The 13,979-nt window shown below is 36.6% G+C and carries 11 protein-coding genes and 1 riboswitch; of the genes, 9 read left to right on the top strand and 2 right to left on the bottom strand.

The window, feature by feature from the left end:
- Positions 1-77: 77 nt before the first annotated feature.
- Positions 78-626 carry a GNAT family N-acetyltransferase gene (locus ACZ11_RS08985; protein WP_049665425.1) on the bottom strand — a complete coding sequence of 183 codons (549 nt, stop codon included), beginning with the start codon at positions 624-626 and terminating at the stop codon, positions 78-80.
- A gap of 552 nt (positions 627-1,178) precedes the next feature.
- Between ACZ11_RS08985 and ACZ11_RS08980 the strand changes: the two genes are divergently transcribed.
- Positions 1,179-3,206 (top strand): diguanylate cyclase domain-containing protein, encoded by a 2,028-nt coding sequence (locus tag ACZ11_RS08980; protein WP_049665423.1) that lies wholly within the window; start codon positions 1,179-1,181, stop codon positions 3,204-3,206.
- Here the strand turns inward: ACZ11_RS08980 and ACZ11_RS08975 are convergent.
- Complete coding sequence (locus ACZ11_RS08975; RefSeq protein ID WP_049665422.1) at positions 3,203-3,496, bottom strand: hypothetical protein; 294 nt, start codon at positions 3,494-3,496, stop codon at positions 3,203-3,205. The two genes, ACZ11_RS08980 and ACZ11_RS08975, sit on opposite strands and share 4 nt — an antisense overlap.
- Positions 3,497-3,691: 195 nt before the next feature.
- Between ACZ11_RS08975 and ACZ11_RS08970 the strand changes: the two genes are divergently transcribed.
- From ACZ11_RS08970 to ACZ11_RS08935, 8 genes are all read left to right on the top strand, one after another.
- Positions 3,692-4,366 carry a response regulator transcription factor gene (locus tag ACZ11_RS08970; protein WP_049665420.1) on the top strand — a complete coding sequence of 225 codons (675 nt, stop codon included), beginning with the start codon at positions 3,692-3,694 and terminating at the stop codon, positions 4,364-4,366.
- Entirely contained in the window at positions 4,363-5,748 is a 1,386-nt protein-coding gene (locus tag ACZ11_RS08965) for a HAMP domain-containing histidine kinase (RefSeq protein WP_049665419.1), read from the top strand. Before ACZ11_RS08970 ends, ACZ11_RS08965 begins: the two co-directional genes overlap by 4 nt.
- A 230-nt stretch (positions 5,749-5,978) precedes the next feature.
- Complete coding sequence (locus ACZ11_RS08960) at positions 5,979-8,804, top strand: 2-oxoglutarate dehydrogenase E1 component (protein ID WP_049665418.1); 2,826 nt, start codon at positions 5,979-5,981, stop codon at positions 8,802-8,804.
- A gap of 90 nt (positions 8,805-8,894) precedes the next feature.
- A complete protein-coding gene (gene odhB / locus ACZ11_RS08955; protein ID WP_049665416.1) occupies positions 8,895-10,136 on the top strand; it encodes a 2-oxoglutarate dehydrogenase complex dihydrolipoyllysine-residue succinyltransferase in 1,242 nt (413 codons plus the stop codon).
- Positions 10,137-10,611: 475 nt separating this feature from the next.
- Positions 10,612-10,798, top strand: a riboswitch (Lysine riboswitch).
- A gap of 115 nt (positions 10,799-10,913) precedes the next feature.
- Entirely contained in the window at positions 10,914-11,780 is an 867-nt protein-coding gene (locus ACZ11_RS08950) for a transporter substrate-binding domain-containing protein (RefSeq protein ID WP_049665415.1), read from the top strand.
- Between the two features lie 191 nt (positions 11,781-11,971).
- Positions 11,972-12,697: an amino acid ABC transporter permease gene (locus ACZ11_RS08945; RefSeq protein WP_049665413.1), complete on the top strand. Its 726-nt coding sequence runs from the start codon at positions 11,972-11,974 to the stop codon at positions 12,695-12,697.
- Positions 12,698-12,709: 12 nt separating this feature from the next.
- Complete coding sequence (locus ACZ11_RS08940) at positions 12,710-13,441, top strand: amino acid ABC transporter ATP-binding protein (RefSeq protein WP_049665412.1); 732 nt, start codon at positions 12,710-12,712, stop codon at positions 13,439-13,441.
- Positions 13,442-13,756: 315 nt separating this feature from the next.
- Positions 13,757-13,954 (top strand): DUF6501 family protein, encoded by a 198-nt coding sequence (locus tag ACZ11_RS08935; RefSeq protein ID WP_049665410.1) that lies wholly within the window; start codon positions 13,757-13,759, stop codon positions 13,952-13,954.
- Positions 13,955-13,979 lie beyond the last annotated feature (25 nt).

Genomic DNA, 13,979 nt, shown 5'->3' with positions numbered 1-13,979 from the left:
TGTACCGAAAACAGAAAAAGCTATGTGCCTGTCATCAAGACAGAACACATAGCTTATTTTTATGAAAATTATATAGATTACATCGCTTGTTCTTCGCCTTCTGCCATTTGTTTGGCTGTTGTCAGATAGAACAAGTCTTTTGGAATTTTATATAAATTAAATTGCGCCTCGCCTCTGTTAACCTGAGCTAATAATGTTGGGTGGCTTTCATTTGCGCTCACAACATAAGGTAGCTTTAAGGCTGCACGCTGAGATTTTATATTTTCAACACGAATACGGAGAAATACCGTATGGAAATTATAATCAAAAAATAGTTCGTTCAAAAAAAGCATTTTCGCCTTCTGGTTATAACCTTGCCCTTGATAAGGGAGACCAATCCACGTTCCTATAAAGCCTGCACCATCCTCGACATCATGAATGCTAATGGTGCCGATTGGTTGACCCCAATCATCAGTAATCGTCCTTGAAATAGCGAGTCCCTTCGCTTCTTCTTCAATCAGTTGTTTTGTCATAAACCAATATTCATCAGCTGATGTGGCTTTTTGACGAACAAAAGGGAAAACAGAAGGGTGTGATAATAGCTCATAGAGCTCTGTACATTCATGTAGGTCTCGATGTTTAAGCATACGAAACGCCTCCTTTACTAGGGTAGTTAAAACAATTCCTTTAAAACATAAAGAAGAAAACTAAAATTCGTACTGGAATTAAAACCCAAAGAACTAGACGTTATAACTATGAAATCCATAATCTCCCGCTGTCTTACTGATTTTTGACCATACCGAAAAATGGCTAGTTTTTTTAATATAATATAACAATCTTCCTGCTTTATGCAATCATTTTCCTCGCTAAAACAAAAATAAAATTTGTTAGTCAGTAAATTCTGAAAAATAAACAATTGGATAGATAGTTAAATTTTGTTTATTTACATTTTTTGTGAGCGTTAAGTCTATAATATCAATTTAATTAGTAAAAATTAGCGATTCGTGTTTCTTTAGAATTATGTTATTTCTTTAGAAGAGGTAAATTATCAAAAAATACCCTTAAAAGGATAAAATTTTTCCAATTCGAGAAGGGTGATTCTTTTAAATTATGTTATAATAGTAGTATTGATTTTTTTGTATATACAAAAACTATATAAAAATTCTATATTAATATTAACGACTTATGGGGGTGACAGCATGGAAAATCTTTTAAGCGAAGATTTATTTAATGAATTGTTTATTGGCAAAGATTTTGTCTTTTTAATGAAAAAAGTGGGAGACGATTATCAATATATTCGCTTAAATAAAGCAGCTCGAGCTTTCTTATCACATGAGGCGATTGGGAAAATGCTTTCTACCTTTACGTTAAGTCACAAAAATTTTTCTGTAATTCAAGAAAATTACAATCAAGCAATTACAAAGCATAGTCAAGTGGATTATGTGGATTATGCCTATTATAAATCTGAAGTTCGTAAATATGAGACATCTGTTCGACCGCTTAAACATAATAATGAAGACTATATTTTAGCAATTACAAAAGAAATTCTCTATGATCGTAGCATCGAAGATAAGTTTTTATTTCTGCGCTCGATGTTTGATCATGCTTTTTTTTCGACGGTCATCTTATCTGATGAAGGAGCTATTTATGAGGTGAACTCCAGCTTCACGGAAGACTTTAAATTAGATACTGAAACAGTTAAACAACAATTATTCGTCGATCTACCAATTGTTCCTAAAGATGAAGTAGGGAACATACAGTGTTATTTACAAAGAGCAGCTTTGGGCGAAAATATTGGCGAAAAACTCATCAAGCTTCATACACTGGATAAAAAAGAGCGCATGTATTTAGTTTCACTATCTCCAGTTATGCAAAAGGATAATTCTTTTGCAATTTTTCTTCTCATGCAAGATTTCACACAATTCACTGAACAAAAAGCGGAGTTACGCTCAAAATCTCATGGTTTAGAGGTTTTTAAGGCTGCTTTAAATTCAGCAGCGTCCATTGCTGTTTTGGATAGTGATGCTAAAATTCTAGAAGTTAATGATTTGTTTTTAAATGCGACTGGCTTCACGGCAGAAGAACTAATAGGTCAACCATATAAATTAATAGAGCCTCGTGAAAATAAGGAAAATTTATTGAAATTAATTAGTAAAACAATTAGAGCGGGGAATATTTGGCGAGGGGAGCTATGCTATCGCACAAAATTCCATGCTGATTTTTGGGTAGAAGCAGCTATTGTTCCATTAAAAAATGAATTCGGCGAGACAGAACAATATTTATCCATTAACTATGATATTACGGACAAGAAAAGAATGTTAACGGAATTGAAAAATATTGAACGCACATTCCGTCTTATTACAGAAAATACAAATGATTTGATTGTCATTACAAACGAAGATGGCATCATTATTTATACCTCGCCTTCTTATGAGATATTTTTAGGTTACGAAAATGTGGAATTACAAGGTCAGTTTTACAGTAACATTGTCGATGAGCAAAGTAGGAAGTCTTGGCAAACGTTTCTAAATAATTATTCGGGCCAAACGGAAACGCAGTTTGAGCTACTGTTAAGGGCAAAGGACGGTACGCCTGTTTGGACTGAAGGAAACGTAACGGTTGTTCATGATCCAGAGCGCGAAAAAGTATCACAAATCATGATGGTATCTCGTGAAATAACTCACCGTAAGGAACGAGAGAATGATTTATTATATTTAGCTTATCATGATACGTTAACACAACTACCAAATCGTCGTTTTTTAGACAAGGAGTTTCCGAAACTATTGGAAGAAGCTCAAGAACGTAATGAGTGTTTAGCCATGCTCTATATAGATGGAGATGACTTTAAATGTGTTAATGATCGGTACGGCCATGACACAGGGGATGATTTTATCCGAATTTTTGGGCAAGTTTTAATTACTGCTGTACGTAACCATGATTTAGTTATACGAATGGGTGGCGATGAATTTATTGTCGTCCTAACGGGTTTAACTCGGAATTCTAAGACGAGGCATACACAAATAATGGATATTATTAATCGCATTCGTAATGAACTAAAAAATGGATGGACGATCGAAAGTCATCACTTTGCGCCAACTGCATCCATTGGTATCGCTTATTATCCTGATCATGGTCTAACATTAAATGAATTGCTAGAATTAGCAGATCAAGCTTTATATAAAGCGAAGGAAATTGGAAAAAATAATCTCTGTATTACTAACGCCTAATCAATTAAGCCTCGGTATAATTCCGTAACATCCGCCGGAGGCTTTGGGCCAACGTGATGTTGGTCACTTAGTCGTATGTTGTTGTTGTTGTTGTTGTTGTTGTTGCTGCTGTCGCTACGCTTTCGCACAGATAAAACCGTGTTGCTGTCGCTTTCGCACAGATAAATTGCCACAGGGCGTGGTGGTCTTAGAGTGAGTTCTTCTATTTCAGTGGATATCTTTTGTACCGAAAGCGTAGTGACAGGTACGGATGTTTGGAACACCCGCTGAAAAGTGACTTGAAACCGCATTCATCTCACCACCTATAGAGATTGGAGACTACTGAAGCTGAAGCTGACTCTCTGCTTACAGTTGCCGAAAGAAGTTAAAAAAGTCTGTACAAACAAGTAGTTGCTTGTGGTACAGACTTTTTGTTTGATGTTATGCTATAACAGTAATAAAGAGGAAACCCATCATAGGGTTATTTTAGAATAGAAGGTGAAGAAATGCCTAAAAAAATACTTTTGGTAGAAGATGAGAAGCACATCGCTCGCTTTGTGGAGTTAGAATTAAAGCATGAAGGTTACGATGTATTCGTCGCTTTTGATGGACGTGAAGGACTTGAGCTAGCCTCGTCTGAAAATTTTGATGTGCTGTTGTTAGATGTAATGCTTCCGGGGATAAATGGAATTGAAATTTGTCGTCGAATACGCACGCAGTCAAAGGTGCCTATTATATTGTTAACGGCTCGAGATGCTGTTATGGATCGTGTAGCTGGCTTAGATGCTGGTGCAGATGACTACATAGTAAAACCGTTCGCTATTGAAGAACTACTAGCTAGAATTCGTACTATTTTACGTCGGATAACGCCTGATGAAAAAATTGGGGAATCATTACATTTTCGTGATATCGAAATCGATGTAGCGGCATACGAAGTAATAGTACAAAAGAATAAGCTTGATTTAACAAAAACTGAATATGATTTACTTAAATTATTGATAGAGCATAAAAATAAAGTTTGTACGCGAGAACTAATTTTAACCTCCGTTTGGGGGTATGATACGGATATAGAGACAAATGTCGTAGATGTATATATCCGGCATTTGCGAAATAAACTACCTGGTGATATGAATGCTTATATCGAAACAGTTCGTGGTGTTGGGTACGTGATGCGCGAATGAAAAAAATAAGAGATTATTTAGTTAATCAGTCGTTACAAAGAAAATGGATGCTAACATCTAGTGCTGTTATATTTTTTAGCTATACGATTATTTGTATTGTCGTTTATATTTCTTTGCATACATGGCTAATAAATGATGAGCAAAGCAAGATTAAACTTACAAGTGATGATTTGGTATCCTTTTTAGAGTCACAAGGACCCAATCTTACTGTACAGCAAATTCAACAAAACACAGGTCTTTTAAAAGCCATTGTGGATCGAGATCAAACCGTCCGAATGTATAATGTAGACGGAATTGAGATTTTAAGCATTAATAATACTTCGAAGGCTGCGCCCCTAAGCGTAATGCATGAAATAGTAGAAATGACAATTGATAAAAAGGATGCCTTTGTTATTAATGAACCGATTCAGCTCGGCTTCTTCAAAGGGTATATTCAAGTTGTTCATCCATTAACTAAGTTTCAGTCGTTAATGCATTATTTATTGACAGCCATGCTCATAGCGGGGTTAGGGGGATTGGTGTTATCAGCCTCAATTGGCTATTATCTAGCTAATTATTTGATGAAGCCATTGCATGCGTTACGTTCATCTATGAAAACCGTTATGGATAAAGGCTTTAATGAACCAATTCAATTATCTTACACGTCTCATGATGAGATTGGTGATTTATTGAAAATGTACAATGCAATGATGAATGAACTGCAAATATCATTTACAAAGCAGCAACAGTTTGTTGCGGATGCTTCTCACGAGTTACGAACGCCTATTCAGGCAATTGAAGGACATCTCTCCCTTTTAAAACGATGGGGGAAGGATGATCCAGAGATTTTAGAGGAATCTATTGATACTTCATTAATGGAAATTGCGCGGATGCGTAAAATGATCGAAGAATTACTAGAACTTGCACGTCGAGAAGAAAAGGACATCAAAAGTGAGGCTAATGCAGTAGCTGTTTTAGAAGCGGTTATAGAGGACACAAGACTTCTTCATCCGGAAGCTCGAATATCGCTGTCGAAAGATGAAGAAATAGGGCGATTATTTATTACAGAAAATGCACTTAGTCAAATTGTTCGTAATATAATAGAAAATGCAATTCGTTATTGTGAAAAAATTCCTGAGATTCAAATTTCACTATCTGTCTCAGAAAAGGAAGCATTGATAAAAATAGAAGATAACGGCATTGGTATAGCAGATGAAAACATTCCATATATTTTTGATCGCTTTTATCGGGTTGATGAGGCAAGAAATCGTCAAATAGGCGGTACAGGCTTAGGGCTTAGTATTACAAAAATGTTACTTGAAAAATACAATTGTTCTGTGGAAGTCAAGAGTGTTAAAAATGTTGGAACCGTTTTCTCGTTGAAATTCCCGCTGAAATATTGAGAAAAATACATGCTTTATTTAATTATTTCATCCTTTGGGAATAAAATTGCTTAATTTGCTAAAAAGAGTTGTATTTTTTGTGAAGAGTAGTAAGATTGAGATGGAAAAAACGTTCTTTAAATAATGGATAAGATGTCAATCATCCTTTAAAAGAACAGAAAAATATTATATAATTAATTGTATTTTAATTAATGGAACTGCCGAAAGGCAAAATTTGGAGGTCATTTTTCATGTCGAACAACGTTACAACTGTAAGTTCTCCATGGTCAGCTTTCTCTGGTCCTAACCTAGGATATGTGATGGAGCAATACGACTTATTCTTACAGTCTCCTGAAGAAGTAGAACCGGAGTTAGTATTATTATTTCAACAATTTGGTGCACCAGTAGTAGTAGAAGGTGAAGTAGCTGTAGCTAGTAATACAGCAGCAGCTCCTGCTGGCGATTACAAGAAAGTATTAGCAGCTGTGAAATTAGCAGATGCAATCCGTGCAAACGGTCATTTAGCGGCAGATATTTATCCTTTGAAAAACCGTGAACTACAAACAGCTCAAATTGAAGAGAGCGCGTTCAACCTTAGCGCTGCAGATTTAGCTGAAATTCCTGCAGCTATCTTCTTCAAAGATGTGCCAGCAAACGTGAAAAATGGTAAAGATGCAATCGATTACTTAAAATCTGTTTACACAGACAAAGTAGCATTTGAATATAATCACGTAGTAGCAACAGAAGAACGTGATTGGATTCAAGCGCAAATTGAAACAGGTTCATTTAAACAAGCATTAGCTTCTAATGAGAAAAAAGCTTTATTAGACCGTTTAACTCGTGTTGAAAACTTCGAGAAGTTTATTCATAAAACTTTTGTAGGTCAAAAGCGTTTCTCTGGTGAAGGTTTAGATACTCAAATCATTCTATTTGATGAAATTTTAAAAACATCTGAAGCAAACAACGTAGAAAAAGTACGTATTGGTATGGCACACCGTGGTCGTTTAAATGTATTAACACACATTTTAAATAAACCATACGATATGATGTTCTCTGACTTTGCACATGTTTCTAATGAATTATTCCTGCCAGAAGATGGTCGCCTTGAAATTACTAAAGGCTGGACTGGTGATGTTAAGTATCATATGGGTGCTTCATACATGCGTGAATCTGGTATGAATGTTAAGCTTGCTTACAACCCATCTCACTTAGAAGTAGGAAATCCTGTTGTTTTAGGTACTGCACGTGCAGCACAAGATGACACTTCTAAACCAGGGCAAGCTATTCATAACCGCACAAAAGGATTAGGTATTCTTGTGCACGGTGACGCTGCGTTCCCAGGTCAAGGTATCGTAACTGAAGTATTAAACTTTGCAAAAACTGAAGGATTCACTACTGGTGGTACAGTTCACATCATTGCTAACAACATGATTGGATTTACAACTGAACTACAAGACTCTCGCTCATCTGTTTACTCTTCTGACCCTGCAAAAGGTTACGAAGTACCAGTTGTGCATGTAAATGCTGATAGCCCTGAGTCTGTAGCTCTAGTGGGTCGTTTCGCAGCTAGTTACCGTCAAAAATTCGGTAAAGATATCATCGTTGACCTTATCGGTTACCGTCGTCATGGTCACAATGAAACTGATGATCCAACTGTAACAAACCCTGAAACTTATAAATTAGTTTCTAAACATGAGCCAGTTCGTGCTTTATACGGTGCTCAATTAGCAGCTGAGGGTGTAGTTTCTGCTGATGAAGTTGCAGCTTTAGATAAAGCTATTTATGCAGAAATGCAAGCAGCTTATGATCATGTGAAAGATATGGCAGATAAAGATGAACACAAACATTTAGAAATGCCAGAAGAATTAAAAATAGAATTCCCACAAATTGATACAGCAGTTGGTGCGGAACGTCTAGGAAAAATTAATGAAGAACTTTTAGTGTTTGAAGAAAACTTTGAACCACAGAAAAAACTTGGCAAAATTTTAGAAAAACGCCGTGATGCATTTGCTTCTGCAAAAATCGACTGGGGTCATGCAGAAACTTTAGCTTATGCAACAATTATTCAAGATGGCACACCAGTACGTTTTACAGGTCAAGATGCACAACGTGGTACGTTCTCTCAACGCCACTTAGTGTTACATGACAAAAACAATGGTAATTTATTCACGCCACTTCATCATATTTCAGATGCAAATGCATCATTTACAGTACACAACTCCCCACTGACAGAAGCTGGGGTAGTGGGCTTTGAATATGGTTACAATATAGAAAATGAACATGTACTATCAGTTTGGGAAGCTCAATTTGGTGACTTTGCTAACATGGCACAAGTTATGTTCGATAACTTTATTTCAGGTGCACGTGCTAAATGGGGTCAAAAATCTGGTTTAGTAATTCTTTTACCACATGGTTATGAAGGTCAAGGTCCAGAGCATTCTTCAAGCCGTATGGAACGTTATTTACAAATGTCGGCTGAAAATAACTGGTTCGTAGCAAACTGCTCAAACGCAGGTAACTATTACCACTTATTACGTCGTCAAGCAGCATTGTTAGGAACAGAAGGCGTACGACCACTTGTAGTTGTATCACCTAAGTACTTACTTCGCCACCCATTAGCTGCAGCAAATGCTGATCAATTAGCAAATGGCTCATTCCAAGAAGTAATTGAACAACCAGGCCTAGGTTCAAAAACTGAAGCTGTAGAACGCGTTGTATTAGGTTCAGGTAAAGTAATGATCGACATTGCAGACCGTATTAAAGATGGTGAAGGATTCGATCACTTACACATTGTTCGTGTAGAACAACTTTACCCATTCCCAAAAGAGCAAGTTGCTGGTATTATTGCTAAGTATCCAAATGTAAAAGAAGTTGTTTGGGTACAAGAAGAACCTAAAAACCAAGGTTCTTGGAATTATGCATTAGAAACATTACATGATCTTTCAGAAGGTAAAAAGCTTCGTTATGTAGGCCGACCTGCAATGAGCTCTACTTCTGAAGGCGATGCAGATTCTCATAAAGCAAATCAAGCGGCACTTGTAGAAGAAGCAGTTGCTGAGCCTGTAAAGGTTAAATAATCACATATTAAATTTTGAGAGCCGGGCTACTTGCTGAGGCAGTAGCCCTTTTATGTGCATAATGCACGTTAATTAAAGGAGGAAATGAAAGTGGCTGAAATTAAAGTCCCTGAATTAGCAGAATCGATTACAGAAGGTAGTATCGCACAGTGGGTAAAAAAAGTGGGCGATCGCGTTGAAAAAGGTGAATTCATCGTTGAACTTGAAACAGATAAAGTAAACGCTGAAATCATTTCTGAAGAAGCGGGAGTTTTAACTCAAATTTTAGCTGAAGAAGGCGATACTGTACTTGTAGGTCAAGTAATCGCAGTAGTAGAAGCTGGCGAAGGTGCAGCAGCAGCTCCAGCCGCACCAGTTGAAGCAACTCCAGCTCCAGCTCCAGCAGCGCAACAAGCGGCACCTGCTCCTGTTGCAGCAGCTCCAGTTGTAGAAGAAACTACTGGTGAGCGTGTAATCGCATCTCCAGCAGCTCGTAGACTAGCTCGTGAAAAAGGTATTGACCTTGCTGCTGTATCTCCAGTAGATCCGCAAGGCCGTGTACGTGTACAAGACGTAGCAGCTCATGGTACAGCTCCAGTGGCAGCACCACAAGCAGCTCCAGCAGCACCTAAAGCAGTTGCAGCAGTTGATGAATCACGTGTAACAGTTGAAAAAATGAGCCGTCGTCGCCAAACAATTGCAAAACGTTTACTTGAAGTAAAACAATCTACAGCAATGTTAACAACTTTCAACGAAGTAGATATGACAAACGTAATGGCTTTACGTTCTCGTAAAAAAGACCAATTCTTCGAGTCAACTGGCTCAAAACTTGGTTTCATGTCATTCTTCACAAAAGCTGTAGTTGCAGCACTTAAAAAATACCCATATGTTAACGCACAAATCGCTGGTGATGAAATTCACTTAAACAACTTCTTTGATATCGGTGTAGCTGTATCAACTGAAGAAGGTTTAGTAGTACCAGTTGTACGTGACGCTGACCGCAAAAACTTTGCTGAAATTGAAGATTCAATCGCAGACCTAGCGAAAAAAGCACGCGACAAAAAATTAGGTTTATCAGATCTTCAAGGTGGCTCATTCACAATTACAAATGGTGGGGTATTCGGTTCATTAATGTCTACACCTATCATGAATGGTACACAAGCTGGTATCCTTGGTATGCATACTATCAAAAAACGTCCAGTTGAAGTGAATGGTGAAGTAGAAATTCGCCCAATGATGTACTTAGCACTTTCTTATGACCACCGTATTATCGATGGTAAAGATTCTGTAGGCTTCCTTAAAACTGTTAAAGAACTACTTGAAAACCCAGAAGATTTATTATTAAATTCTTAATTCCTGAATATTTTAAAACCCTGCGAACATTGTTTTGCAGGGTTTTTTGCTTTTCATAAATTGTTCGTCATTGCAGGAAGTATATAGTGCAAAAGAATTTAGTTTTGTTGAATAACAGCTCCATTTGAATTACAAGTATAGCGTTTTAATGATAAAAATATATGAATTTTCTGAAAAAACAACATCATTTTTGTAGAACCTTATACAGTTATATAAGTTGATTGGAGTTGAGGCTGGACGACTACTTTGGAATCTGTCACGCCACTAGGAAAGCGCGGCCAGGCGGAACGGAGATCAATATCTACGTAATTGAAACATCATTTCTAAATTTGTAAACGTGTAAAATGGATTTAAGAAGAATAATATCCTAATATTGTAATTAGTCAGAAAAGTAATAAAATAATCTTGACGAACATATTAGTTTTATAGTAGTATCTTAATATCAATTAAATATACAAACCTCACATCTATCCTATTGTGAGGTAGAGGCGCGGTATTTATTAGTTTATTGTTGAGTTCAAGCAAGCGAAGACGCAATGGAGAAGGAAATATCGCCGAAGTATAAAAGGAGCTCGTACTTTTATGCTGGGTCTGCAGTGAATAACTGCAGGACTGTCCTAGTAAATTATTTTCCAGGTTTACTAGGTTGTGCTATCTCGGAATGATGGAATTTTAGTGAGGATTTGGGCAACTGTTAAAAAAGTAAGACCTAAGTTCAGTACTTAGGTCTTTTTTGGTACAGTTGTCTTATTTTTTTACAGAAAAGGGGAATGTTACATGAAAAGAAAATGGTTGGTATTGATGTTGTCCGTAATGACTGCAATTTTGCTAGCAGCTTGTGGTACTGGTGACAAAAAAGCTACGACGTCATCTAGTAATGAGGGTAGTAAAACGAATACGGATGAAGGTGGCGGCCAATTCCGTATCGGAATGGAGGCAGGCTATGCTCCGTTTAACTGGACGCAGCAAGGTGATGCAAATGGCGCAGTAAAAATTGCCGATAATGCAGAATATGCAGGCGGTTATGATGTTCAAATGGCTAAAAAAATAGCTGAAGGGTTAGGAAAAGAATTAGTCATCGTAAAATTGGAATGGGATGGCTTAGTACCAGCTCTACAATCAAATAAAATTGATGCAATCATTGCGGGTATGTCACCTACTGAAGAACGTAAGCAAACTATCGACTTCACAGAAAACTACTATACATCTGATTTTGTAATGGTTATTAAAAAAGGTAGTAAATATGAAAAAGCAACATCTATCCAAGATTTCTCTGGAGCAAAAATCACATCACAATTAAATACATCTAACTACAATGTTATTGATCAAATCAAAGATGTAAAAAAACAAACAGCAATGGATAGCTTCCCAGCAATGCGTGTTGCATTAGAAGCTGGAAAAATTGACGGCTATGTAGCAGAACGTCCAGAAGGTATTTCTGCTGAAGCTGCAAATGATAAGTTCACGTACGTCAAATTTGAAAAAGGTTTCGATACAGATATTTCAAATACATCAATTGCAGTTGGTTTACGTAAAGGCGATGCAGACCTTGAAAAAATCAACGAAATCTTAAAAGGTATTTCTGAAGATGAACGCCAAAAAATTATGGAAGAAGCCATTCACCAACAACCAGCAGCACAATAATATGAATGCACGGACTATTTGCTAGTCCGTGCAATCCCAATACAATCTATACAATTAAAATCTCTCTAAAAAATAATAATGTCTTAGCTAAGAGTTTCATAAGATAAAAGAAACAAAAGGCCCACTAAAAATGGTAGATAGCTAAGACGACTGTAACGAACAAACAACACGACGTTGTTAGGAGGAACATCATGAGTCTTGAATGGATTATTTCTATTGTTGAGAATAACTGGCAAATGTTTTTACGAGGTGCGTATTTTACGTTACTTATTTCAATTAGTAGTACAATTATTGGTGCACTTATCGGATTTTTCATCGGAGTTATGCATACCATCAAGGTTCGTAAAAAAGGTGTAAAGTTCTATAGCTTAAAGCTCATTAATTTTATACTAACATGCTATGTCGAATTCTTCCGTGGTACACCAATGATTGTACAAGCGATGGTTGTATTTTACGGATTAGATATGGCGTTCGGTATTGATATGCACTTTATTACGGCAGGTATTTTAGTTGTTTCGCTAAATACAGGTGCTTATATGGCTGAAATTGTACGTGGTGGTATTGTATCCATTGATAAAGGGCAGTACGAGGCCGCATCGGCAATTGGTATGAATCATTTTCAAATTATGCTTCATGTTGTATTACCACAAGTTGCGCGAAATATATTGCCTGCAACTGGTAACCAATTAATTATGAATATTAAAGATACAGCCGTATTAAACGTTATCGGGGTGACAGAATTATACTTCCAAACAAAGTCAATTGCGGGTAATAACTTCCGATATTTCGAATCTTTCTTTATAGCTTGTGTCCTTTATTTCATCATGACATTCACAGCATCAAGAATTTTACTGTATATAGAAAAACGACTGGATGGACCAGATGCCTACCAAAAAGAACAGAAAGAAGCAGTATAGGGGGACGAACAAGTGACAGTTATTAAAATAGAACATTTAAGTAAATCATTTGGTCGTAACCAAGTGTTAAAAGATGTAAATTTTCAAGTAGAAAAGGGCGAGGTTGTCTGCTTAATCGGTTCTTCAGGATCTGGTAAATCAACACTACTACGCTGCATTAATTTACTGGAAACACCGAGTGGTGGTCAAATCATTTACAAAGGTGAAAACATTTTAGACGAAAAACATAATATCCAAGAATACCGTACACATTTAGGTATGGTGTTCCAGCAATTTAACTTATTCAACAATCATAATGTGCTAAAAAATTGTACAGTTGGTCAAATGAAAGTATTAAAGCGTTCAAAGGTAGAAGCAGAGGAAGTTGCTTTAAAATATTTGCAAATTGTTGGTATGGATCAATACGTTAATGCGAAGCCGAGACAACTATCTGGCGGTCAAAAACAGCGTGTAGCGATTGCACGAGCATTGTCTATGAGTCCAGATGTCATGTTGTTTGATGAACCGACTTCAGCACTTGACCCAGAAATGGTTGGTGAAGTGTTGAAGGTAATGCGTCAGCTAGCGGATGCTGGGAATACAATGTTAATTGTTACACATGAAATGGAATTCGCCAAAGAAGTAGCAGATCGCGTCGTATTTATGGATAAAGGTGTAATTGTAGAGGAAGGACCACCATCACAGGTGTTAGTAAACCCTCAGCATGAACGAACACAGGAGTTTTTAAAACGAACATTAAAATAATAAATTTACGTGTTCGGTTACAATAACAAAAAAGTGAGTCCAAATTAATGGGCTCACTTATTTTCTAGAATTCCATTCTGCGTATAAAACAAAGCAAATTGCAAATGCAACGGCCAAGATAAAAAACCATTGCGGCACACCACCAAAGCTCATATTAACACCTCGAGTAAAATTTTTATTATTGATATGGTTAAAAAACGATAGTTACGGAAAAAATATGGTCTTCTATGGTTTTTTTCTCCACAAAAGTTCAAAAATATTATAAAATAAGCAGTAGACATTAGCTTCATGCTAGTAAAGAGAGGTAGAGAGATTATGTTACATTTAAAATGGAAAGATGCACCAACAGCACGCACAGTTACTTGTAAGCATACAAATGCATCAAAATATTTAGTTTCAAACGTATTAACAGTAGGAAAACAATATGATGTGAAAAATGAAACAGAAGAATTCATTTTTATTATCGATAACACTGGTAATATTGGTGGCTACTATAAAGAGTATTTCGAATAAGCATAAAATCAATTTCGCTTGGCGT

Origin of the sequence: Lysinibacillus xylanilyticus (assembly GCF_001183605.1) — a bacterium.
Taxonomy (GTDB): Bacteria; Bacillota; Bacilli; order Bacillales_A; family Planococcaceae; genus Lysinibacillus; species Lysinibacillus xylanilyticus.
The sequence above is the reverse complement of the archived record's forward strand: the minus strand, read 5'-3'. Positions and strand labels throughout refer to the sequence as shown.

Excerpts from the sequence above, each read along its gene's own strand:
- ACZ11_RS08985 (WP_049665425.1), bottom strand. The coding sequence starts at position 626 with ATGCTTAAACATCGAGACCTACATGAATGTACAGAGCTCTATGAGCTA.
- ACZ11_RS08980 (WP_049665423.1), top strand. The coding sequence starts at position 1,179 with ATGGAAAATCTTTTAAGCGAAGATTTATTTAATGAATTGTTTATTGGC.
- ACZ11_RS08975 (WP_049665422.1), bottom strand. The coding sequence starts at position 3,496 with ATGCGGTTTCAAGTCACTTTTCAGCGGGTGTTCCAAACATCCGTACCT.
- ACZ11_RS08970 (WP_049665420.1), top strand. The coding sequence starts at position 3,692 with ATGCCTAAAAAAATACTTTTGGTAGAAGATGAGAAGCACATCGCTCGC.
- ACZ11_RS08965 (WP_049665419.1), top strand. The coding sequence starts at position 4,363 with ATGAAAAAAATAAGAGATTATTTAGTTAATCAGTCGTTACAAAGAAAA.
- ACZ11_RS08960 (WP_049665418.1), top strand. The coding sequence starts at position 5,979 with ATGTCGAACAACGTTACAACTGTAAGTTCTCCATGGTCAGCTTTCTCT.
- ACZ11_RS08950 (WP_049665415.1), top strand. The coding sequence starts at position 10,914 with ATGAAAAGAAAATGGTTGGTATTGATGTTGTCCGTAATGACTGCAATT.
- ACZ11_RS08945 (WP_049665413.1), top strand. The coding sequence starts at position 11,972 with ATGAGTCTTGAATGGATTATTTCTATTGTTGAGAATAACTGGCAAATG.
- ACZ11_RS08935 (WP_049665410.1), top strand. The coding sequence starts at position 13,757 with ATGTTACATTTAAAATGGAAAGATGCACCAACAGCACGCACAGTTACT.